At 71.2% G+C, this 22,074-nt stretch carries 16 protein-coding genes and 15 tRNA genes; 26 read left to right on the top strand and 5 right to left on the bottom strand.

What is annotated here, in order from left to right:
* The first annotated feature begins 484 nt into the window (after positions 1-484).
* Positions 485-1,663 (top strand): AI-2E family transporter, encoded by a 1,179-nt coding sequence (locus tag AB0K60_RS06570; RefSeq protein ID WP_364049261.1) that lies wholly within the window; start codon positions 485-487, stop codon positions 1,661-1,663.
* 122 nt (positions 1,664-1,785) lie between these two features.
* Here AB0K60_RS06570 and AB0K60_RS06565 read toward each other — a convergent pair whose 3' ends face one another.
* The gene (locus tag AB0K60_RS06565; RefSeq protein ID WP_364049259.1) at positions 1,786-3,132 is read right to left on the bottom strand and encodes a hypothetical protein; all 1,347 of its coding nucleotides are present in this window, start codon (positions 3,130-3,132) and stop codon (positions 1,786-1,788) included.
* A gap of 275 nt (positions 3,133-3,407) precedes the next feature.
* On the opposite strand from AB0K60_RS06565, the gene AB0K60_RS06560 reads away from it, so the two are divergent.
* On the top strand, positions 3,408-4,427 hold the full coding sequence (locus tag AB0K60_RS06560) for a PRC and DUF2382 domain-containing protein (protein WP_364049257.1): 1,020 nt from the start codon (positions 3,408-3,410) through the stop codon (positions 4,425-4,427).
* Between the two features lie 46 nt (positions 4,428-4,473).
* Here the strand turns inward: AB0K60_RS06560 and AB0K60_RS06555 are convergent, their stop codons facing one another.
* A complete protein-coding gene (locus AB0K60_RS06555) occupies positions 4,474-5,577 on the bottom strand; it encodes a Gfo/Idh/MocA family oxidoreductase (protein WP_364049255.1) in 1,104 nt (367 codons plus the stop codon).
* Complete coding sequence (locus AB0K60_RS06550; protein ID WP_364049253.1) at positions 5,562-6,239, bottom strand: ThuA domain-containing protein; 678 nt, start codon at positions 6,237-6,239, stop codon at positions 5,562-5,564. Before AB0K60_RS06550 ends, AB0K60_RS06555 begins: the two co-directional genes overlap by 16 nt.
* A gap of 465 nt (positions 6,240-6,704) precedes the next feature.
* On the opposite strand from AB0K60_RS06550, the gene AB0K60_RS06545 reads away from it, so the two are divergent.
* The 20 genes from AB0K60_RS06545 to AB0K60_RS06450 all read left to right on the top strand — a co-directional run bounded on the left by AB0K60_RS06545 (position 6,705) and on the right by AB0K60_RS06450 (position 12,922).
* Complete coding sequence (locus AB0K60_RS06545) at positions 6,705-6,851, top strand: hypothetical protein (RefSeq protein ID WP_364049251.1); 147 nt, start codon at positions 6,705-6,707, stop codon at positions 6,849-6,851.
* Between the two features lie 87 nt (positions 6,852-6,938).
* Positions 6,939-7,010 (top strand) — tRNA-Trp (locus AB0K60_RS06540).
* Positions 7,011-7,226: 216 nt separating this feature from the next.
* Positions 7,227-7,297: transfer RNA gene (locus tag AB0K60_RS06535), tRNA-Ala, on the top strand.
* A 39-nt stretch (positions 7,298-7,336) separates the two neighbouring features.
* Positions 7,337-7,411: transfer RNA gene (locus tag AB0K60_RS06530), tRNA-Pro, on the top strand.
* Between the two features lie 19 nt (positions 7,412-7,430).
* A tRNA-Gly gene (locus tag AB0K60_RS06525) sits at positions 7,431-7,502 on the top strand.
* A gap of 298 nt (positions 7,503-7,800) precedes the next feature.
* A tRNA-Leu gene (locus AB0K60_RS06520) sits at positions 7,801-7,874 on the top strand.
* A 15-nt stretch (positions 7,875-7,889) separates the two neighbouring features.
* Positions 7,890-7,977: transfer RNA gene (locus tag AB0K60_RS06515), tRNA-Ser, on the top strand.
* A gap of 97 nt (positions 7,978-8,074) precedes the next feature.
* A tRNA-Glu gene (locus AB0K60_RS06510) sits at positions 8,075-8,146 on the top strand.
* A 71-nt stretch (positions 8,147-8,217) separates the two neighbouring features.
* Positions 8,218-8,293 (top strand) — tRNA-Glu (locus tag AB0K60_RS06505).
* A 13-nt stretch (positions 8,294-8,306) separates the two neighbouring features.
* Positions 8,307-8,379 (top strand) — tRNA-Glu (locus tag AB0K60_RS06500).
* A gap of 150 nt (positions 8,380-8,529) precedes the next feature.
* Positions 8,530-9,777: a cytochrome P450 gene (locus AB0K60_RS06495; protein WP_364049249.1), complete on the top strand. Its 1,248-nt coding sequence runs from the start codon at positions 8,530-8,532 to the stop codon at positions 9,775-9,777.
* A gap of 44 nt (positions 9,778-9,821) precedes the next feature.
* The gene (locus AB0K60_RS06490; RefSeq protein ID WP_364049247.1) at positions 9,822-10,415 is read left to right on the top strand and encodes a TetR/AcrR family transcriptional regulator; all 594 of its coding nucleotides are present in this window, start codon (positions 9,822-9,824) and stop codon (positions 10,413-10,415) included.
* A 118-nt stretch (positions 10,416-10,533) separates the two neighbouring features.
* Positions 10,534-10,606, top strand: a tRNA-Asp gene (locus AB0K60_RS06485).
* A gap of 21 nt (positions 10,607-10,627) precedes the next feature.
* Positions 10,628-10,705: transfer RNA gene (locus AB0K60_RS06480), tRNA-Arg, on the top strand.
* A gap of 12 nt (positions 10,706-10,717) precedes the next feature.
* Positions 10,718-10,790 (top strand) — tRNA-Val (locus AB0K60_RS06475).
* Positions 10,791-10,792: 2 nt separating this feature from the next.
* A tRNA-His gene (locus AB0K60_RS06470) sits at positions 10,793-10,874 on the top strand.
* A gap of 2 nt (positions 10,875-10,876) precedes the next feature.
* Positions 10,877-10,964 (top strand) — tRNA-Tyr (locus tag AB0K60_RS06465).
* A gap of 91 nt (positions 10,965-11,055) precedes the next feature.
* A tRNA-Cys gene (locus AB0K60_RS06460) sits at positions 11,056-11,128 on the top strand.
* A 236-nt stretch (positions 11,129-11,364) separates the two neighbouring features.
* Positions 11,365-12,063, top strand: a complete 699-nt coding sequence (gene leuE / locus AB0K60_RS06455) for a leucine efflux protein LeuE (RefSeq protein WP_364049245.1) — start codon at positions 11,365-11,367, stop codon at positions 12,061-12,063.
* 202 nt (positions 12,064-12,265) lie between these two features.
* The gene (locus AB0K60_RS06450; protein WP_364049243.1) at positions 12,266-12,922 is read left to right on the top strand and encodes a VC0807 family protein; all 657 of its coding nucleotides are present in this window, start codon (positions 12,266-12,268) and stop codon (positions 12,920-12,922) included.
* A gap of 201 nt (positions 12,923-13,123) precedes the next feature.
* On the opposite strand, the gene AB0K60_RS06445 is transcribed toward AB0K60_RS06450, so the two are convergent.
* Complete coding sequence (locus AB0K60_RS06445; protein ID WP_364049241.1) at positions 13,124-16,027, bottom strand: BTAD domain-containing putative transcriptional regulator; 2,904 nt, start codon at positions 16,025-16,027, stop codon at positions 13,124-13,126.
* Between the two features lie 672 nt (positions 16,028-16,699).
* On the opposite strand from AB0K60_RS06445, the gene AB0K60_RS06440 reads away from it, so the two are divergent.
* The 3 genes from AB0K60_RS06440 (at position 16,700) to AB0K60_RS06430 (ending at position 19,400) form a co-directional block, all read left to right on the top strand.
* A complete protein-coding gene (locus tag AB0K60_RS06440) occupies positions 16,700-17,782 on the top strand; it encodes a methyltransferase domain-containing protein (RefSeq protein ID WP_364049239.1) in 1,083 nt (360 codons plus the stop codon).
* A 159-nt stretch (positions 17,783-17,941) separates the two neighbouring features.
* Entirely contained in the window at positions 17,942-18,583 is a 642-nt protein-coding gene (locus AB0K60_RS06435; RefSeq protein WP_364049237.1) for a DedA family protein, read from the top strand.
* Positions 18,584-18,671: 88 nt separating this feature from the next.
* Positions 18,672-19,400 carry an SDR family oxidoreductase gene (locus AB0K60_RS06430; protein ID WP_364049235.1) on the top strand — a complete coding sequence of 243 codons (729 nt, stop codon included), beginning with the start codon at positions 18,672-18,674 and terminating at the stop codon, positions 19,398-19,400.
* Between the two features lie 122 nt (positions 19,401-19,522).
* On the opposite strand, the gene AB0K60_RS06425 is transcribed toward AB0K60_RS06430, so the two are convergent.
* Positions 19,523-20,890: an MFS transporter gene (locus tag AB0K60_RS06425; RefSeq protein ID WP_364049233.1), complete on the bottom strand. Its 1,368-nt coding sequence runs from the start codon at positions 20,888-20,890 to the stop codon at positions 19,523-19,525.
* A gap of 144 nt (positions 20,891-21,034) precedes the next feature.
* Here AB0K60_RS06425 and AB0K60_RS06420 point away from each other — a divergent pair, with 144 nt between their 5' ends.
* Positions 21,035-21,733, top strand: a complete 699-nt coding sequence (locus tag AB0K60_RS06420) for a GntR family transcriptional regulator (protein ID WP_364049231.1) — start codon at positions 21,035-21,037, stop codon at positions 21,731-21,733.
* Positions 21,734-22,074 lie beyond the last annotated feature (341 nt).

Genomic DNA, 22,074 nt, shown 5'->3' with positions numbered 1-22,074 from the left:
GGCATGACGGGGTTAATTCATCATGCACTGGCTTTTAGCACACTGTTGAGTTCTCAAGAAACGGACGCGTACACCAGACCACCAGCACCAACCGGCCCTGGCACCTGGGGCGCACCTCAGCGGTTCGACTCTACCAGACCTGTCCAGTCCGGGGCAAACCACCCCAACCGGGACACCTGCCACAAACCAGCCAAGATCCGGAAGAATCAGACCTACCTCCTTGGTAGGCAACCTCTAAACATACCCCGCTCGTGACCGAAATGCGAATCGATCAACGAATCGGGATCGTTCAAGAGGTTGGCCGGACCCGACCAGCGTCGTCCCAACTTGGATCTTGATCCAGGTGGTGGGATTCGCGCCGGTCCCTGCCGACGTCCAAAACAATATCAGTTCCCCGGATGGGCTCTCGCCAATCCAGGTAACGATCGAGACGCGTCTCCCGCGCATCTGAGGGATCGATCACCGTGGGGGTAGGAGAGGACCCGTGACTGAGCAGCGGATACCCCGTGCCCTGTCGGTCCTTGTGGGCGTGGCGGCGGCGATCGTGGTGCTCGCGGGCGTTCGCGAGACCTCTTCCATCGTGGGCCCCGTCGTGCTGGCGCTGGTCCTGGTGATCGCCGTGTCCCCGGTGCGCGAATGGCTCACCCGGCGGCGGGCCCCGACCTGGGTGATCGTCGCGGTTCCCCTCGCCCTGGTCATCGTGTTCCTGCTGGGCATGGTGGCGGTGCTCACGGTGTCGGTGGCGCAGCTGGCCGCCCTCATCCCGACGTACTCCGACCAGCTCGACCGGCTCGTCGCCGACGCGCAGGCGTTGGCGACGCGGCTGGGGTATGGCAATGCGGAGATCAATCGGGCTCTGGAGTCGCTGGACCCGGGACAGTTGCTGCAACTCGCCCAGCAGTTCCTGTCCGGTCTGCTCGGGGTGCTGTCGAGTCTGTTCCTCATCGTGGTGCTGCTGCTGGCGATGAGCCTGGACGCTCCGGTGTTCGCCCGGGCCCTCGCCGGCCTCGGAGGCAATCGGCCTCGCCTGATCGAGGCGCTCACGAACTTCACTTACAGGGTCCGGCGGTACTTGATCGTCTCGACGATCTTCGGCATCATCTGCGCGGTTTTGGACATCGGCGCGCTGTATCTGCTCGGTGTGCCCCTGCCGCTGTTGTGGGGCGTTCTCGCACTGATCACGAACTACATCCCCAACATCGGCTTCATCATCGGGCTGGTGCCTCCGGCGCTGCTGGGACTCCTGGAAGGCGGGCCGCGGACGATGATCCTCGCGATCGTCGCCTACATGGCGATCAACGTGGTCATCCAGTCCTTCATTCAGCCCAAGTTCCTCGGCGACGCCGTGGGGCTCTCCACGACGGTGACGTTCCTGTCGCTCATCCTGTGGACCTTCGTGCTCGGCCCGCTGGGGGCGCTCCTGGCCATTCCGCTCAGCCTGTTCACCCGCGCGCTGCTGGTGGACAGCGATCCGGCGGCGCTATGGGCCGGAGCCCTGATCTCCGGCGAATCGCCCGCCGAGGTCGCCGGGCCTCCCGTCACGCCGGAGGCGCGAGCCGACCGTTCGGAAGCGACGCCTTCGCCGTCCGCCGATCGCGGCGCGAGCGGCACGTCTTCTCCTCTAGAGGCGGAACGTCATCCAGAGGCGAAACGGCCGGACTGATCATCGGTGCGAAAACCTTGTGATCCGGGGACCCGCGTTCACGGACGACCTTGTTCACGGCGGTCGTCCTGGCGCCGGGCGACCCCGTCGCCCCGGGCGTGGACGACCGCGGCGACGCGGGCTCAGGCAGGTCTCGGCTCGCTGACGGCGTCCGGCTCCGCCAGGTCTTTGCCGTCGTCGCGGCGTGTCCGCTCCTCCCACGCCCGGGAGCCGGCGCGCATGCGCTCCCACGGCAGGGCCGCCGCCAGGATGGGCAGCAGGATGATCGAGCTCTTCGCCCATGGCGAGTGCAGGGCCGCCCAGTCCGCGCCGATGTACTGCGTCAGATATAGGTAGCCCGCTCCCGCCCACAACGAGCAGCCGATGATCGCCGGCCAGGCGAACCTCGTGGGCCGGGCGACGAGGAACGGCATGAACCACAGCAGGTACTGCGCGCCGAGGCGGGGCGTCACGACCATGAACGCCAGCAGCAGCGCGGTGGTGAGGTCGATCGGATCGGCCTTGCGCCACAGGAACAGGACCACGAGAAGCGTGCCGTAGATCAGGTACTGGCCGATGCGGGCCAGTCCGGCGTCGAGCGTCCACTGGCCGTCGACGGCGATGGCGGTCCAGCCCCACTCGCCGACGATCGGGCGCACGTCGCCGATGATCCTGATCACCTCGGGGATCTCCGACAACGCCGTGCCCGCGCCGATCGGCAACGTCACCAGGAAGAAGATCGGCGCCACGCCGGTGGCGACGAGCGCGTACGCGCGGGCCCGGGACGCGTAGGCGTACGCGTACGCGCGGCCGAGGAGCGTGGGCGAGCCGACGCGCGGGCCGGGCGAGGTGGGCAGGGTGGGCAGGAACAGGAGCATGCCGGGCACCAGCCAGATCGGCCAGCTCTTGGCGCACAGCGCCAGGCCCATGAGCAGCCCGGCGAGGATGGCGTTGCGCACGGGCCGCTCGGTGCGGGCGTTGCGGGCCACGACGAACGCCGCCACCCCGAACACCAGCGAGACCGGCTCGACCTGCCCGTGCACGGAGGCGACGAGGACGGCCAGCGGGTTGCAGGCGTACTGGAAGGCGCGCAGCGAGGCCTTCTCGCCGCCGGCGAGCTTGCCCACCAGCGGGATCAGGATGACATCGCAGACCACGGTGACCAGCCGACCGGCCCACTCCCACGGGATGCCGGTCCACAGCAGCAGCGCGTACACGTAGGGGATCGTCGGCAGGAAGTGCCAGCCGTGATTGCCTTCAAGCACCGGATCGCGCCGGGCGAGCACCGCCTCGCCGGCCGGTTGGAAACTCTGCACGAAGTCGACCGGTTGCCAGGTGTCGAGGGCCGACATGGCCATGACCAGCACACGCAGGCCGATGCCGACGCCCAGGATCACCACCCAGGAGGGGTTCCACCCCTTTCTCTGCGCGACGAGGGCGAGCACGACACCGGTGACGAGGAGGATCCCCGTGGGAATTGCGTAGTCCATGGCCCCACTAGCCTGCCGGATCTCGGGAGCGCTCAGCCACTCGACGCCCGGATTCACAGGGACGCCCCGCCCCGGCGCCGGTCGGCGGTGAGATGAGCGGCGAGATGAGCGGCGAGATGAGCGGTGAGATGACACGCGCGTAATCCCAAGGGCGTGGTGGCTGATTTCCCAGCGATTCACTGGTATTACAAAGGGTATGTGTGTGATCACGCACTGCTGATACCGGTCGGCCCGCAAGCGGGCCTGCGCGGCGGACTTTACGGGGGGCAGTGGTCATGGCCACGGAGACTCAGGTCAAACAACTCATCGGGTGCAAGATCATAGGTATAAACGGGGAAGAGATAGGAAAGGTCGGTCAGGTCTACCTGAACGACGCGTCGAGGCAACCCGAGTGGGTGACCGTGCGCACCGGGCTGTTCGGCATGCGGGAGAGCTTCGTCCCCCTGCGCAACGCCCGGCACGTCGGCGAGGAACTGCACGTGCCGTACGACAAGAACCTGGTGAAGGACGCGCCACACCTCGACGTCGGCCAGCACCTGTCGATCGAGGAGGAGTCCCAGCTCTACCGGCACTACGGCCTCGGGCAGCCCCGGGTGCCCGCCGCTGCGCCGCCGCGGCGGCGGGGCGACGCGCTGGACGCGGTGCGCGGCGAGGGCCTGCCCGGACTGCCGGGTACGGCTGACGCGCGCCACCCGCTCGCCGGGCTCGGCCGCCCGCGGGGAACCGGCCATGTGGTGCCCGACCTGGAGGTTTACGAACCCACGCCCGGCTACGACGCGACGACGGCCGGGCACGATCCGGCGCTCCGCTATGATCCCGCGCTGGGGTACGACCCGGCGCTCGGCTACGATCCGGCCCTGAGCGACGCCCGGCCGAGCGGCGACGCCCAGGGCGAGTTGACGATCACCCGCTTCGAGGAGCGGCTGCGCATCACCAAGGAGTGCCGGGAGGCCGGGCGGGTCCGCGTCCGGCGGTACGTCGAGACCGAGGAGTCCGAGGGCACGATCCAGCTCATCCGCGAGGAGATCGTCGTCGAGCGCGAGAAGATCACCGACCCCGCCCTCGACGAGGTCCGCGAGATCGGCGAGGACGAGCAGGAGATCATCCTGCGCGAGGAGCGGCCGGTCGTCACCGCCGAGGCGTATCCGGTGGAGCGCATTCGCGTCCGCGTCAAGCAGGTTCCGGTCGAGGAGACGGTGCGCGGCGAGGTCCGCAAGGAGCGGGTCGAGGTGGACGAGGACGACGTCACCTACGCCGGCTCCCCGCGCGGCGAACGCGAAACGCCGATGATCTGATTCGTCCAGGGCGGGGTTTCCCACGGCATGACGCGGTCGGCTGCCGTCAGGCCCGCTCGGCGGACGGCGTGTCCCGCAGCGGCACGGGGCGGGGCCGTTCGCACGCGGCGGAGACGGTGACCGCCTTGCCGGTGTGCGCCGAGGCGAGCAGCGACTCCATGACGTCGAGCACATGGAACGCGAGGACGCCGCCCGCCCGGGGCTCCTCTCCCTCCGGCGTCGCCGCGAGGTCGGCGAGGCCCACACCCCGCCCGGCCTCGGTGTAGCCCGCCGTCACGGGCAGGTCCCGCCACTCCCGCTCCCCCGCCGCCGCCAGGCGGACGGGCCCGTCGAACCGGTTCGGATCCGGTACGGCGAGCGACCCCTCGTCGCCGTGCACCTCGATGCTCGGCGCCCTGGTCGCCTCGCCCTCGAAGCTCATCACCAGCGTGGACAGCGCCCCCGAGGCGTGCACGAGGACTCCGGTGACGTGGGTCTCGACCATCACCGGGATCTGCTCGCCCTTGCGCGGACCGGACGCGATGGTACGCCGGTCCCTGCCGCGGGCGGCGGCGCCGAAGACCGTCGCCACCGGGCCGAGCAGCGTCACCAGGGCCGTGATGTGGTAGGGGCCCATGTCGAACAGCGGACCGCCGCCGGGCAGGTAGTAGAAGTCGGGGTCGGGGTGCCAGCGTTCGTGCCCCGGCGTCACCATCGTCGCGGTGGCCGCCATCGGCCTGCCGATGAGGCCGTCGTCGATCGCCTTGCGCGCCGTCTGCGTGCCGGTGCCCAGCACCGTGTCCGGCGCGCACCCCAGCCGTACCCCGGCGTCCTCGGCCTCCCGCAGCACCCGCGCCGCCTCGGTCGTGGTGGCGGCGAGCGGCTTCTCGCCGTAGACGCTCTTGCCGGCCTCGATCGCCCGCAGCGCGATCTCGGCGTGGGCGGCGGGAACGGTGAGGTTGAGGACGGCGTCGACGCGCGGGTCGGCGAGCAGCTCGTCCACACCCAGCGCCTCGGCCTCCGGGTGGGAGCGTGCGGCCGTGCGCGCACGGCCGGGGTCCAGGTCGGCGACGGCCACCAGCCGCAGCTCCGGCAGGCGTTCGATGGTGCGCAGGTACTGGGCGGAGATGGCGCCGCACCCCACCATGCCGACGTTCAGCGGGCGGCCCACAGCATGCCCCTTTCGATCACGGTGCGCACGCTGTCGTGCTCCAGGACGTCGAGGCTGTGCCCGGGGGTCGTGACGAAGATCCGCCCCTTTCCCCAGCGGCGGGTCCAGATGGCCGGGGAGGTGACCTCCCGGTGCCACGGGTCCCAGGGTCGGATCTTCTGCGTCGTGGTCGCGAGCACGTCGATGTAGTCGTCGGTGAGCACCCAGTACTGCTCGGTGACGAGGTCGAAGTCCGTGATGCCGGCCGTGATGGGGTGGTCGGCCGCCTCGGGGAGCATGGTGACCGTGTACGGGACGAAGTTGTGCTCCTGGGTGCCCGCGCCCGGCGCGGCCGGATCCTTGCCGGGGTGGCAGGCGAACTGGCCGCCGATCAGGTGCAGGTAGTCGGAGGAGTTGCGGAAGGAGTCGGCGATGCCGCCGTGCCAGCCCGCCATTCCGGTGCCGGCGCGGATCGCGGCCTCCAGGCCGGACAGTTCGTCCCGCTCGATCGTGCCCATCGTGTAGCACTGCACGACGAGGTCGACGCCGGCCATGAAGTCCGCGTCCGCGTACGGGGCCGGTGAGTCCGCCCGGTGCACTTCGAACCCGTGCTTTTCCAGGTGGGGTACGAAGAGCTCGGTGGCCGCCACCGGGGCGTGCCCCTCCCAGCCGCCTCGTACCACCAGTGCCCTCCGGCCGTGTTCTCGTGGTTCTCCTGCCATCCGCGCCTGCCAATCGTGAGAGGAACCCTTGACCTGATGTCCGCCGCGAAGGTGTGGAAAACGTCCCGCTTTGAACGATTTTGTGCCTCGGCGAGCCCTCGCCGCCTCACCGTGGGCCCTCACCGTGAACGGCCGGGCGACCGCTTCCGGCGTCGGCGACCCGTCCGGATGTGCCGCCCGCCGGACGTTCCCGGTCCGGGCGGGCGCGAGACCCTCCGCTCCCAGCCTTCAAGGATTCCGCGTACGGCCCCCATGACCGTCGAACACCCCGGCCCTAAATAAGTGGCGGGCGCACACGGCCATCGTTACCGTCATATTCGTGCCGGCGAGCGAACGGAAAGTCGCTTTACCGGTGCCTGGAGCAGGGCCCGGCGATCGACCGAAAAAATCGCTTGGCATCCCGGCGGGGATAACCTACTCTAGGAAATGTCAAGACCAACCGGCGAGACCGACCACGAGGAGCAGGCGATGCGCGCGTACGAAGCCGCCTGGCACGCGTCCGAGCGACGCGAGCCCGGTCTGCGGCGCGTCCGCTGTGGTGGCGGGCTCGCGCCCCCGGTGGCATCCGTGTAGTCACTCCGCGCACGGAAGCCGCCCCGGGAACCACCCGACGGGCGGCTTCGTCGTTCCGGAGATTATTTCCACCTTTCACCACGCGATATGGGTGTGCGCCAACGGCCGGCGACCGGTCTCCAAAACCGGCGTATGTGGGTTCGAATCCTACCGCCCATGCGAACGCCCCTTCACGCCTTCGGGCGGAATCGACGGGCATGCTGTTTTGACAACTCCACAGTGGAAGACACGTATTTTCCGAGCTTTTCGGAACGCTGCCTTTCCTACTCGGATACCCGCTCGCGCTACCTGGCGGGGCCCGCCCGCCGGCCACCGCGGGCGGGCGGCAGAGCCCGTGGGCCGTCCCTTGCGGACGGCCGCGACGGGCACATCCTCGGGCTGATGGTGAAACGGGATCACGCCTGCCTTGCAAGCAGGAGTTCAGGGTTCGATTCCCTGTTGGTCCACGAGGCGTCTCACGCGCGGCGACGGGGCCGCGCGATCCACCGGGTGTGGGGCAGCTTGGTCAGCCCGTCTGCCTTGGGAGCAGAAGATCGCAGGTTCGAATCCTGCCACCTGGACGCGAGACGCCTTGAACACGCCGCAGAAGCCGAAGTGGTAAGGCGGCTGGCTTCCACCCAGTCGGACGGGGTTCGACTCCCCGCTGCGGCTCTGCCCTGAAAGAAGAGGGCACCGGGAAGGGCGGCCGAACCGGACGAGGCCGGGACGCGACGAGCGGTCCGGCGTACGCGAGGTGCGGGAAGCCATCCTGGTCGAACAGGTCCGGTACTCGGCGGCGGGAGTGGCGACCCCCGCCCGGTTCGCGGTCCGCTCGCGTCCGTACGGCCCACGCCATCCGGCCGGACGCGCGGCCTGGGCATCGACGCCCAGGCCCCCGTGGGTGAAGTGTCACCGGCTGCACGCGACCACGCCACGGTCGTAGAGCGGGTTCGAGTCCCGCCACCCACTCGCCGCTCTGGCCCAACTGGCAGAGGCGCCGCGTTCAGGGCGCGGAGGTTCCGGGTTCGAATCCCGGGGGCGGCACGTGGCACATCGCCGGGAAGGCGTCCGGTTGGTCGAGGAGCGCCGTTGGAAGCGGCGTACGCGGCGGGAACGCCGTGGCCGGGTTCGAATCCCGGGCCTTCCGCTCAGGTCGCGACCGGGCAGGACCGATCATGAAAAGCCCCGAACGTGCGCCCGAACGGCGGGCGGTGCCGCGGACAGCAGGTTCAGTCACGCCCCAAGCCCCGTTGGTCCATTGGCAGGACGCCAGCCTCTCGATCTGGAGACGACCGGTTCGATTCCGGTACGGGGTACGCGCGCCGCCGGTCACGGCGGCCCACGGCGGCGGCTCGCTCTCGGCGAGCCGTACGACGCCGTACGACATGGCTCGTTGGTCTAGGCAGGTCCAGGACGCCTGGTTCTCACCCAGGAGGACATCGGTTCAAATCCGATACGAGCTACTTCACAACCTTCGCCCCGTTGGTCTAGCGGCTAGGACGTCAGGTTTTCACCCTGAAGACGACCGGTTCGATTCCGGTACGGGATACGCGCGCCGCCGGTCACGGCGGTCCCCGGCGGAGCTGAGCGGTTCGGTCGCTGAGGGCAGGGCGTACAACTCCTCGACGTTGACATATTGACCGCAGGTCAGTATTAATGACCTGAAGTCAAAAACGTCGCACCCCCGAAGGAGCCTCCGATGTCCCAGGCGATTGAGAGCGAGGCCTCTGGTCTCCACCTGGTGAGCCGATTGCTCGACCCGGCATCGAGGCCCGACCCGTACCCGATCTACGCCGAGTTCCGCGCGCGTGGCCCGGTCTGGGTCGAGGAGATCAACGCGCTGGTGGTGACCGGTTACCGCGACTGCGAGACATTGCTGCGCGATCCGCGGCTCAGCTCCGAGCGCTGGCGGCACTTCGACGACGAGCGGCCGGCGGACCCCTACCCGGCGGACGCCCCGTCCTCGGTCAGGCAGCCCTGGTTCCTGTCCATGGACCCCCCGGACCACACCCGGCTGCGCCGCCTGGTCAGCAGCGCGTTCACGGCCCGTGCCGTCGCCGGGATGGAGGGCTCCATCGCGAAGCTGGTCGACGAGCTGCTGGACGGCGTGCGGGAGGGCGAGGCGTTCGACGTGCTGTCCGGGCTCGCCTACCCGTTGCCGGTGGCGGTCATCTGCCGCATGCTCGGCATCCCACCGGGCGACGAGCGGCTGTTCCACCGGTGGTCGTCCGAGCTCACCCGGCTGGTCGACGGCTTCACCGACCCCGACAAGGGCGAGCCCGCGTGGATACCCGGCATGGTCGAGATGCACCGGTACGTCAACGAGCTGGTCGCCGAACGGCGCAGGAGCCCGCGCGGCGACGACCTCATCTCCGACCTGCTGGCCGCCGAGGACGGCGGCGACGTACTCGGGCACGACGAACTGGTCTCCACGATTGTGCTGCTGCTGGTGGCGGGACACGAGACGACGGTCAACCTGATCGCCAACGGCGTCCTCGCCCTGCTGCGCCATCCCGAGCACCTTGCCGCGCTGCGCGCCGATCCCGGTCTCGCGCCCGCCGTCGTGGAGGAGGTCCTGCGCTACGACCCGCCCGTTCAGCTCACCGCCCGCGTCGCGCTGGAGGGCATGCGGGTCGGGACGGTGGAGGTGCCCAGGGGCGCCCTGGTCATCCTGCTGCTGGCCGCGGCCCATCGCGATCCGGAGGCCAACCCGGAGCCCGGCGTGTTCGCCCCGGACCGTGCACAGGTCCGGCACCTCGCCTTCGGCTTCGGGTCGCACTTCTGCCTCGGCGCGCCGCTGGCCAGGCTCGAAGGACGGCTGGCCCTGGCCGCGTTCGCCCGGCGGGTGCAGTCGCCCGTGCTCGCCGCCGAGCCGCCGTACCGGGAGCACATCAACCTGCGCGGCGTCAGCGAGCTTCTCGTCGCGCACACGGGAGTGACCAGGTGAGCAGGGGCCCGCGAAGGCGCGGGCATGTCCACTAATCTGGGGCGGTGGCCACCTCCAGGAGCCGCCGCCGGCTCTCGCCCGAAGCCAGGCGCGGCGAACTCATCGACGCCGCCATCCGGCTTCTGGAGTCCGGCAAGGACGTGACCAACTGGGTCCAGGCCGTCACCGCCGAGGCCGACGCCGCCAAAGGCACGTTCTACGTCTACTTCTCCTCCTGGGACGACATGCTCGCCGCGGTACGCGACCGCGTGCTGCGCGACTACGTGGAGCGCTTCGACCGGATCGCCGAGACGACCGAGCCGACCGACTGGTGGGCCACCCTCGACGCCGAGTGCGCGGCGGTCATCGAGCTGATCGCCCGGCCGGGCGGTCTGCACGCCGCCCTCTTCCACCCCGGTCCCGTGCATGTGTCCGAGAACGAAGGACTGCGGGCCGCTATCGACGCCAGCGCCAGGGTACTGCGCCGCGGCATGGACGAAGGGGCGTTCCGCCAGGTCGATCCGCACACCACGGCCACGATCCTGTTCGCCGCCCTGCACAGCGCGGGTGATGCGATCGGCGCGGGTGAGCGGCCGGAGCGGTGGCTGGAGGCCGTCCGCGACCTGACCCGCCGCTGGCTCGGCCCGCCCCCGCAGTAGCGCTGACGCCCGAGTACGCGCGGGATGCGGGCGCGTCCCGCGCGGTCGGAACACGAGGCGGGTTCGCAGTGGCACCGTTTCGACCTCCTCGCCCGGGACGAGATCGCCGGTCCCGGATGCTCGTGTAGCTCAATCGGACGAGCGTCACCCCGTCACGGTGAGAGGTGCGGGTTCGAGTCCCGTCACGAGTGCGGAGCCGTGCCGGCTCCCAAGGCCCCATAGCTCAATGGAGAGAGCGCCGGTTTACGGAACCGGGTCCGGTGCGGGTTCGAATCCTGCTGGGGCTGCCACGACACGACGAACGGCCCATAGCTCAGATGGAAGAGCGCCGGTCTTACAAACCGGATGTCGCGGGTTCGAATCCTGCTGGGCCGACCGTGGATGATCCCGAAGTGGTCGAGGGGCCGGATTGTGGTTCCGGTGGCGTATGCCGAGCGGGTTCGAGTCCCGTCATCCACCCCGGGTGAGAGGCGACTGCCGGATGGTCGCACCGGTCTGTAAAACCGGAGCCCTTCGGGGCCGTCGCAGGTTCGACTCCTGCCTTGCCCACCCACCCCTAGCCCACCCATTTTGTCCACAGCGGACGGCCGCACGATCGCCATGCGCCGCCGTCCGTCACGCGGCCGTCTCTGGCCGTCTTGGCGCGGTTCGCCGGTGCGGGGGCGGGCCTGCAAAGCCCGCAAAGGAGGGTTCGACTCCCTCCCGCGTCTCCACGCCCCTCGGCAATGGATGTGCAGCCGGGTCTCCGAAGCCCGGCCTCCCGGTTCGATTCCGGGCGGGGGGACTGTCAACGGACACGCCGAGATGTCTTCCACTGTGCGAGGTGATCGGGTGCGCTCGGACGGGCCACCCGCGTCCGCCGATGAAACCGAGTGGAAAGCGATGACATGGCACGGATAACGTGGAGTTTCCTCATCGTCATCATTTGTGCCATCGGAAACGGTGAAGCATGTTCTTCGGCATCAACAACCTGTGGACCTACGTCATCGGCGCGTTCTTGATCATCTTGTTGCCGGGGCCCAACTCCCTGTTCGTGCTGGCGACCGCCGCGCGGAACGGGGTGCGGCAGGGGTATCGCGCCGCCGCCGGGGTCTTCGTCGGGGATACGGTGCTGATGGTGCTGTCGGCGGCGGGGGTCGCCTCGCTGCTGAAGTCGAACGCGGTCCTGTTCGCGATCGTCAAGTACGCGGGTGCGGCGTACCTGGCCTGGATCGGCCTGCAGATGCTGCGCTCGGCGTGGCGGGCCTGGCGGGCGCCCGCGGCCGAGGCGGCGACGGAGGTTGCGGCCGGTTCCGCGGAGGCGTCCGGGCGAGCGCTCGCCGACGCCGGCGAGAAGGAGGCGGGCGGGGATCCGTTCCGCAAGGCGCTCATGGTGAGCCTGCTGAACCCCAAGGCGATCCTGTTCTTCGTGTCGTTCTTCATCCAGTTCGTGGATCCGGCGTACGGCGCGCCCGCGCTGTCGTTCCTGATCCTGGGGGCGATCTGCCAGTTCTTCAGCGTGGCGTACCTGAGCGTGCTGATCTTCAGCGGCACGTTCCTGGCGACGCAGTTCCGGCGGCGGCGCAAGCTGTCGGCGGGGATGACGTCCACGGTGGGGGCGCTGTTCCTGGGGTTCGGCGCGAAGCTGGCCACCGCCACCCTGGGCTGATCACTCACCACGTCGAGTGTGGATAATTACCGTTTAGCGCTGCCAATTGTGGCCAAACCGTGATGGTAGACGGTCTTCTGTCGTAAGGTAACGGAGGCACGTCGCCCGTGAGCCGCGTTTGCCACTTTTGATAATCCAGCATCGGGGTAGGCGACGAAGCCTTAGCGTCGGTCCTCCGTCGTCTCGTTGGAGCAGCAGCACTATGAGCCACCCGTCCTTCGCCCTTCCTCGGATGACCGCGCTGATCAAGCAGGCCACCCCCCGGCTGCTGGAAGGCGTGGTGGCGCCGCTGGCGGTCTTCTACACGGCCTTCGCGGTGCTGGGGCTGACCGGCGGTCTGGTCGCGGTGCTGGCGTGGGTGTACGGGGGCATCGGGTGGCGGCTGATCCGGCGCAGGCCGGTGCCCGGCACGATGCTGGTCGCCGCGATGGCGATCACGGCGCGGTCCGCGTTCGGCTGGTGGACGGGCAGCCACGTCGTCTACTTCATCCAGCCCGAGCTGGGCACCATCTGCATCGCGATGGCCTTCCTCGCCTCGGTACGGCTGCGCCGCCCGCTGGTCGAGCGGCTCACGCTCGACTACATCCACCTTCCGGCGTTCGTCCTGCGGCACGAGCGGGTGCGCCGGTTCTTCGCGCGGATCACGTTGCTGTGGGCCTTCGTGCTGCTGGTCAACTCGACGATGAGCATCTGGCTGCTGCTGCACGAGTCGGTCGGCACCTACCTGCTGGTCCGCACCAGCGCCGTCGCCGTGGTGAGCACCCTGGCCGTCACCTTCTCGGTCATCGCCTTCCGCCGCGTGCTGCGCCGCCTGCACGCCGAGACTCCGCCCCCGAAGGCCCTGGCGCCCGCCGCGTAGTGCGGGTGTCCGCGAACCTTCAGCCGACCGGACGCCGTCCCTATGGCGCCGGTCGGCACCGTGTATCCGCGCCCCGCTGCGGTGCCTTGGGAACAATGACCCGGCGAAGCGATGTGGTCGCCGCACTGGCTGCGGTATGACCGCAGCCGTCATCGCAGGCGGTCATCACGGATCATCATCGCAGGCCGTGATCGCGGGCCGTCACCTCGGGGCGGAGCGGGTGCCGCCGAGCAGCGCGATGACGTGGTCGGCGGCCTCCTCCAGGGTGCGGGACGCCCCGGCGCGGGTGGCGCGGGACAGCTCCGCCTCGGTGAGGCGGGCGCGGACCGCGTCGAGGGCCTGCGTCATGCGGCCCGCCTCGGCCCCGTACGGCTCCGCGGGCGCGGCCCGGCCCAGGGTCGCGGCCAGCGCCGCCGCCTCGTGGTCGCGTGCCGTACGGGCGAGCAGGGGCACCAGGTTGCGCAGGGCGGTGACGAGCAGGGTGCGGTTGCCGAGCCGCCGCCACCGCAGGATCGCCTCGCGGAACAGCTCCGTCGCGGGTGCGGGCGGCCCGTGCCGGCCGCGCAACGCCACCCGGGCGCTGAGCGCCAGGCAGGCGACGAACGGGTTGCCGACCCGGGTGGCGACGTCCTCGGCCTCGACCAGGGCGGCGTCGGCGTCGCCGGGCCGCAGGTCGGCGAGCACCTCGCCCTCGGTGAAGCGGGTGAAGCAGATGGCGGTGGGGTTTCCCGACCGGGCCGCCAGGTCCGCCGCCGCCACCGCCAGGGCGTGGGCCGCGGCGTCGTCGCCCGCGTAGGAGTGCGCCAGCGCCTGGTTGCCCATGCCGATGGCGCGCTCGACCGGATCGTCGCCGGCGAGACGGGTCTGGGCGCTCGACGCCGCGAGGGCGGCGTCGAGGTCGCCGCGCACGAGCATCACGTCGCTCAGCGCCTCCAGGGCGGTGGCGGCGCGCGGGGAATCGTCCCCTCCCCCGGCCTCCACACCGCGCCGGGCCAGCTCAAGCGCGCGGTCGAGGCGGCCGTCGACGTACGCCGCGCCCGCCGCGGCGGCGTACGCCCGGGCGATCCGCGGGTGCCCGGCCACGGCGGCGTCGGTGGCGGCGGCCTCGACGACGGCGCTCCCCCAGCCGAGGATGTCGGTACGCACCCGCCAGTAGCCGTATCGGGCGAGGGCGGCGGCGAGCCGTACCATCAGGTCGGCGTCCGCGGCGTCGCGCGCCCAGGTCCAGGCGGCGCGCAGGTCGTCCATGCGCTCGTCGATCGCGCGCACCCAGTCGAGTTCGTCCCGCCCGGTCAGGCCCCGCTCGGCGCGCTCGGCGAAACGGGCCATCATCTCCGCGTGCCGCCGCCGGATCCGCCGCGCCTCCTCCGGGGCCAGGCGGGCGGCGGCGTACGCGCGCAGCGTCTCCAGCATCCGGTAGCGGCCCACCCCCGCGTCGCCGGGCCGGGTCAGCATCGACCGGTCGACGAGCCGCGCCATCAGGTCGGCGACCCGCTCGCGCGGCACGAGGCACGGATCCGCTGCGCCGTCGGGCGCGTCGTCGACGGCGACGGTCTCGGCGGCGGACAGGTCGAAGGCGGACGCGAACACCGACAGGCGCAGGAACAGGCGCTGCTCGGCCGGGCCGAGCATGTCGAAGGACCAGCAGACGACGGCGTCCAGGGTGCGGTGCCGGTCCTCGCCGTGGCCGCGGCGCAGCAGGGAGAAGCGGGCGTCGAGGCGGGCGGCGAGGTCGTCGGCGGTGAGGGTGCCGATGCGGGCGGCGGCCAGCTCGATCGCGAGCGGGAGGTGGTCGAGGGCGCGGCAGATCAGCTCGATGGTACGCAGGGACTGCGGCTCCGGGGCGTACCCGGCGAGCGGCACGCGGTCGCGGAACAGCTCGACCGCCTGGTCCTCGCGCAGCGGCGGCACGTCGATGACCCGCTCGCCGGGCAGGCCGAGGCGTTCCCGGCTGGTGGCGACGACGCGCAGCGCGGACCGGGTGGTCAGCAGGCGTTCGGCGACGGCGGCGGAGGAGGCGAGCACGTGCTCGCAGTTGTCCAGGACGAGGGTGCCCTCGGCCGCGGCGGCCCAGCCGTACAGGGCGTCGGCGATGGTGCCGCCGGGCTGCTGCGTCAGTCCGGCGGCCTCGGCGACGGCGCGCACGACCGCGTCGGGGTCGGCGCCCGGGGGCAGGGGGGCGAGGTCGGCCCACCAGGTGGCCCGGCAGGCGTGCTCGGCGAGCCGGGTCTTGCCGACGCCGCCGGGGCCGACCAGGGTGATGAGCCGCTCCTGCGCGAGGGACTTGCGCAGCATGCGCGATTCCTCGTCGCGCCCGATGAAGGAGGTGGGCCGGGCGGGGACGCGCGGCCCGCGCCGGGCGCCGCCGGTCAGGGGGGCCTGGGCGAGTTCGCCGCGCAGCACCCGCTGGTGCAGCGCGCGCAGCTCGGGTGAGGGGTCGAGGCCGAGGTCCTCGCGCAGGCGGTCGCGGTGCCGGGCGCAGGCGGCCAGGGCCTCGGGGGTACGGCCCGCCCGCGCGAGCGCGGTGACCAGCAGCAGGACGGCGCGTTCCCGCCACGGCTCGGCGACGGTGAGCGCCTCCAGGTCGGCGGCGGCGGAGGCCGTGTCGCCGAGGTCGAGCAGGGCGGCGGCGCGCTCCTCGCGGGCGCTCAGCCACAGCTCGGTGAGCCGCGCCGCCTCGGCCTGGGCGTACGGGAAGCCGAATTCGGCGAGCGCGGGGCCGCGCCACAGCCCGAGCGCCTCCTCCAGCAGGGCCAGGCGGTCGCCGGCGGCGACGCCGCGCTCGGCGGCGCGGGCGATCAGAGCGCCGAAGCGCGTCGCGTCCACCGCGTCGGGCGGCAGGTCGAGGAGGTAGCCGGGCGGGCGGGTGAGCACGCCGTCCGCGCCCAGCGCCTGGCGCAGGCGGGCCATGTAGGTCTGCAGGGCGTTGCGGGCGTCGCGGGGCGGTTCGTCGCCGAACACCTCGTCCACCAGCCGGTCGAAGGGCACCACCGTGCCCGCGCGCAGCGTCAGCGCGGCGAGCAGCGCGCGCTGGCGCTCGCCGCGCACCTCGATCGGCCGTCCGTCGCGGCTGACGACCAGGGGTCCCAGAATTCCCAGCTCCACAAGGCGACTGTGCTTCGCGGTCGCCCGCCGATCCACGCACAAATACCCATAGGCGCATAGCAGCGGAGCTTGGCGTACAAAACGCGTACAACGGGGGCGGCGGACCAGGGCGGCCTGCGCGGGGGCGCGCTCGCGACACGTGCTCCACGGCTCCGCTCTCACTTGTCTCACTCGCGTCCGCGAGAGGGCACCAGTGCTCGGCGGAGTGCCGCCGTGTGAGAGGCACCGATGGTGCCTGGTCGGTCAGCACCGTGAAGGCCTTCCGCGTGAAGGTGCACCACCCCATCGCGCAGGAGGAGCCGGAGGTCCCGGCGGGGCGCCCTCCGACCGATCGCGTTCTTCGTGGCGAGCACCACGAACGGCCTCGGCGGCGGATGCCTACGGCCCGCGCCTCGCGCCGGGAGGCCGACCGCGCCCGGCGCACACGGCGAGCGCGGCCCGCCGCCGGAACGTGGGTCGGCGATGGAAGGTGACCACAGCGGCCGAACGGCGCGTCGTCCCCGCGTGCGGGCGGTTTCGGCAGGCGTACAACGCGCTGTACGCGGCGTGAAGGCGGCCTTTGCGACGCTCGGCGCGAACGCCGGGCGACAGGTCCGGCTTTGGCGCGGGTTCGCCGGATACGCGTGGAGATGGCGTCTCGGCGGCCCGCTGAGTGAAGCAAGGAGATGCGAGATGACCGTCACCGATCCCCGCGAAGCGTTCGCGGACAAGCTGATCAGCGATCTCACCACGTCGCTTGAGACGTTCAGTGTGTTCCTCGGCCTCGAACTCGGCCTGTACGCGGCGATCGCCGAGCACGGGTCGGCGAACGAGACGGAGCTGGCCGCGCGGGCCGGGATCGCCCGCCGGTACGCCCGGGAGTGGCTGGAGCAGCAGACGTCGGCGGGCTACCTGCTGTGCGACGAGGTGTCCGCCCCGGCGCAGGAGCGGCGTTACCGCCTGGCCGAGGGCCACGCCGAGGTGCTGCTCGACGGCGACAGCCCGTTCCACGCCGCGCCCGGGATCGTGATGCTGGCCGGGATCGCGAAGGTGCTGCCGGACCTGCTGGCCGCCTACCGCACCGGCGGCGGCGTGCCGTACCACGCCTTCGGGCGGCACATCCGGCACGGGATCGCGCACTTCAACCGGCCAGCGTTCCTGCACGAGTACACCGCGAGCTGGCTGCCGGCGATGCCCGAGGTGGACGCGCGGCTGCGGGCCAACCCGCCGGCGCGGGTGCTCGACCTGGGCTGCGGGCTGGGGAACTCGTCGATCGTGCTGGCCCAGGCGTACCCGCGGGTGCGGGTGCTGGGCGTGGACCTGGACGAGGAGTCGGTCGCCGAGGCGCGTGAGGCGGCGGCGAAGGAGGGCGTGGCCGACCGGGTGTCGTTCGTCGTCGGGGACGCGGCGGCGCCGCGCGAGGGCGAGACGTACGACCTGGTGACCGTGTTCGAGGCGCTGCACGACATGGGCGACCCGGTGGGGACGCTGCGGGCGGCCCGGTCGGTGCTCGCCGAGGGGGGCTCGGTGCTGATCGCGGACGAGCGCGTCGCCGACGAGCTGACCCCGGAGGCGGATCTGCTGGAGCGCATGCAGTTCGGGTTCAGCGTGCTGCACTGCCTGCCCGCGACGATGGCGGAGAAACCGGTGGAGGCGGCGGGCACGATCCTGCGCGCCCCGACCGTGCGGCGCTGGGCCGAGGAGGCGGGGTTCACGGGCTTCGAGCTGGTGCCGATCGACTTCCCGTTCTGGCGTTTCTACCGCCTGTCGGGGTGAATTCCTGAGTCTCCCCTAGGGGATCCGGGGGCACGGGCATGGGCGAATCCGGGTGATCCCGAATGGTCGCGGCGGTTCCGGCGGCGGCACAGTGAGGTGAAGCCGCCGGGATGGCGCCTCCCGGTCCGACATCGTCATCGATCTGACCGGAGTGCAGCCATGTCCCAGGCCATTCTCGACTTTCTGGAACAGGCGATCACCTCGCCGTGGGTGTACGCCGCCATCGCGCTGGTGGCGGCGGTGGACGCGTTCTTCCCCGTGGTGCCCAGCGAGACCGCGGTGATCACGGCCGGTGTTTTCGCGGCCTCGACGGGCGTGCCGAACGTTCCGCTGGTCATCGCCGCCGCGACCGTGGGGGCGTTCGCCGGCGACCACGTGGCGTACCTGCTCGGCAGATCGTCGATCGGGCGGCTGCGCGACCGGCGTGGGGCGCGGCCGGTGTTCGACTGGGCGGGCCGGGCGCTGCGCGAGCGCGGCGGGCTGGTGCTGGTGATCGCCCGGTACATTCCGGGCGCGCGCACGGCCACCACGGTCACGGCGGGGGCGGTGGGCTACTCGCGGCGGCGTTTCGCGTTCTTCGACGCGATCGCGGCGACCTCCTGGGGCTGCTACGCCACGATGATCGGCTATGTGGGCGGGGCGGCGTTCGAGCAGGATCCGCTCGGGGGGCTGCTGCTCGGGTTCTGCATCGCGATCGGGGTGACGGTCGTGGTGGAGGTGGTTCGGTACGTCCGGCGACGCCGGGCCGGGGGCGAGGCGGCCGGGTCGGGCGCGGGGGCGGAGTTCGCGGCCGAGCCGTGAGCGCCGGGCACGGGGAGCGCGGGAGGTAGTGAGCGCGGGGAGCCGCATGGACAATTAGGGGCGAATCTCTACCAATGGGAGGAAAAGGATGGGATGCGCCCTTGTCACCGGTGCCTCGCGCGGGCTCGGCGCCGTCATCGCCGAACGGCTGGCGGCGGACGGCCGGACCGTCGTGGTGAACTACGCCCACGACTCCGCGGGGGCCGCCGCCGTGGCCGAGCGCATCGCCTCCCGGGGACATTCCGCCCATGTCGCCCAGTTCGACGTGACCGACGAGGAGTCGGTACGCCAGGGCATCGACGAGATCCGGCGGAACGCCGGGCCGATCGACGTGGTGGTGAACAACGCGACGGGCCCGCAGCCCGAGATCCCCCTGGAGAAGCAGACCTGGCAGGACCACCTCGACCAGCTCCGCTTCTTCGTCAAGGCGCCGCTGCTGATCCTGCAGGCCGTGCTGCCCGACATGCGCGCGGCGGGCTCCGGCGTCATCATCAACGTCGGCAGCGAGGTCACCGACCTCGGCAACGCCGAATTCGGCCACTACGTCTCGGCCAAGGCCGCCATGCACGGCCTCACCCGCTCCTGGGCCAGGGAGCTCGGGCCGCTGGGCATCACCGTCAACACCGTGGAGCCCGGCTGGATCCCGGTCGAACGGCACGCCGGAGCCGACGTGACCGCCTACCGGGAGGGCGTCCTGCTCGGCCACATGGGCGAGCCCATCGACGTGGCGGAGGCCGTCGCGTTCCTCGCCTCCCCCGGCGCCCGGTTCATCACCGGGCAGCGGCTGGCCGTCAACGGCGGCAAGACCATGACCTGACCCCGCTGGCCTCCGGCCTGACGGCCCGGCCTCAGCTGGAGGCACGGATGCGGGGGGCCGCCGGCCGGCCCGTGGCTTCAGCTACCGGCCAGCGGCAGGGGGTGGCTCGACGGTGAGCGTGGTCAGGCCGTGGGGTGGCGGGCCGAGGTCTCGGGTCCGGTCGGGGATCCGGCCGAGGGGCCGGTGACGGGCTCGGCGTGCAGGTCGATGTCGCGGGTCTCCGGTGCAATGGCGAGGCCGGCGACGGTGATCAGGAGGGCGGCGACCACGTACAGGCCGATGGCGAGGGTGGTGCCGAAGGCGTCGAGCAGGGAGAGCGCGATGATCGGGGCGAGCGCGCCGCCCAGGATGCCGGCCACCTGGTAGCCCATCGAGGCGCCGCTGTAGCGCAGGCGGGTGCTGAACAGTTCGGCGATGAACGCGGCCTGCGGGCCGTACATGGCGGCGTGGAACAGCAGGGCGACGACGGTCGCGAGGACGATCAGGGCGGTGGAGCGGGTGTCGAGCAGCGGGAAGAAGACGAACACCCAGACCCCGGCGCCGACGGCTCCGGCCAGGTAGACCGGGCGTCGGCCGTACCGGTCGGACAGGGCGCCGAACAGCGGGATCAGCACGAGCTGCAGGGCCGAGCCGATGAGGACCGCGTTGAGGCCGACGGTGCGGTCCAGGCCGAGGGTGCCGGTGATGTAGGTCAGGATGTACAGGGTGAAGGTGTAGAAGACCACGTCGGTGCCGATGCGGGCCGCCATCGCCGACAGCAGCGAGCGCGGATGCGTCATGATCACTTCCAGGATCGGCACGCGTGCTTTCCGGTTCGCCTGCTCGACCTCGGCGAACAGGGGCGACTCGGCGATGGTCACCCGGATCCAGAGCCCGACCAGGACCAGCGCGCCCGACAGCAGGAACGGCACGCGCCAGCCCCAGGACAGGAACGCCTCCTCGGCCATCGTCGCGGAGAGCACGCCGAGGACCCCGGCGGCGAGCAGGTTGCCGGCCGGCACTCCCACCTGCGGCCAGCTCGCGTTCAGCCCACGTCGATCGGCGCCCCCGTGCTCGATCGACATCAGGACCGCGCCGCCCCACTCGCCGCCGAGGCCGATCCCCTGCAGGAAGCGCAGCGTGACCAGCAGGATCGGCGCGGCGACGCCGATCGCCTCGTAGGTGGGCAGCACGCCGACGAGGAACGTGGCGATGCCCATCAGCAGCAGGGTGATCACGAGCACGCCCTTGCGGCCGACGCGGTCGCCGAAGTGGCCGAAGACGACGCCGCCGAGGGGGCGGGCCACGAATCCCACGGCGGTGGTGGCGAAGGCGAGCAGGGTGCCGACGAGCGGCTCGAAGTCGGGGAAGAACAGCTTGTTGAACACCAGCGCGGCGGCGGATCCGTAGAGGAAGAAGTCGTACCACTCCAGGGATGTGCCGATCAGGCTGGCGGCGATCACGCGTATGGGGGAACCGGTGGGCGGTGCCGGGCTGGGGGATGTACTCATCGGCGTTCCTTTCGTGGGTTCGTGATCCTTTTCGCCGTCGTAGGGTCCTCTCGCGGTGGTATTACGAGTCAACATAAGGATTGTTCAACGATCCTTCAAGGCTATTGTGTGATAACTTTTCGTCATACGGTCGGGAGGGGATACGTGAGCACACCGTCGCTGGCCGATCTGGAGCGTGATCGCGCGCTGCTCGGTCGCAGCAGTACGGCGGAGCGCGTCGCCGAGATCCTGCGTGAAAGGATCACCGAGGGTTTCTTCTCCCCAGGTCAGCGGCTGTCGGAGGAGGCGATCGGCGGCGCGCTGCGGGTGTCGCGCAATACGTTGCGCGAGGCGTTCCGGCTGCTGGTGCACGAGCGGCTGCTGGTGCACGAGCTGAACCGCGGCGTCTTCGTACGCACCCTGACCGCCGACGAGGTGGCCGACATCTACCAGCTGCGGCGGGTGATCGAGTGCGCGGCCGTGCGCCACGCCCGGCACATCCCGCCGGCGGTGCTGGACGATCTGCGCCAGGCGCACGCCGACGGCCGGGAGTCGGCCGAGCGCGGGGACTGGCACGCGGTCGGCACCGCCAACATGCGCTTCCACCGCGCGCTCGTCACGTTGAGCGGCAGCCGTCGCCTCGACGAGATCATGCGTCAGGTCTTCGCCGAGTTGCGCCTGGTGTTCCAGCGCGCCAACGACGCCAAGGCGCTGCACGCGCCCTTCGTCGGCAGGAACGGCGAGTTGCTCGGCGTACTGGAGTCCGGCGACGCCGAGCTAGCCGAGCGCATGCTCGCCGACTACCTCGACGACGCCGAACGGCTCCTCGTCGAGGCCGCGCGCACGGCCGGCCCCGCTTCCTGAATCCACGGCCCCTCCTGCGAATTCCGCCGCCGGACGGCGTCCGCTGGGACATCGCCCGCTCGGGCTGAGGATCCCCGCAGGTCCGCCACCAGGTGATCGCCCTGCCCTGCCCGCGGGAAGGACCGGCACACCCGTCGGCGGGAACGCGGTCCGCCGAACGCGCCTCACGGCGCGGTCATGAGGCCGCCGACCTGGACGTTTTCGAAAGCGCTGCCCGTCGAACGTGCCTGCGAGCCGCCGGACGGGGTGATCCGGGCCACGGGCCCGTCCTGGCTTACGGCGCGGCAGGCCCGGCGGCTACCCCTCCGGCTCCGCGCGCACCTGCGCCGTGGGCGTGAGCC

Origin of the sequence: Thermopolyspora sp. NPDC052614 (assembly GCF_040678635.1) — a bacterium.
GTDB lineage: Bacteria > Actinomycetota > Actinomycetes > Streptosporangiales > Streptosporangiaceae > Thermopolyspora.
The sequence above is the reverse complement of the archived record's forward strand: the minus strand, read 5'-3'. Positions and strand labels throughout refer to the sequence as shown.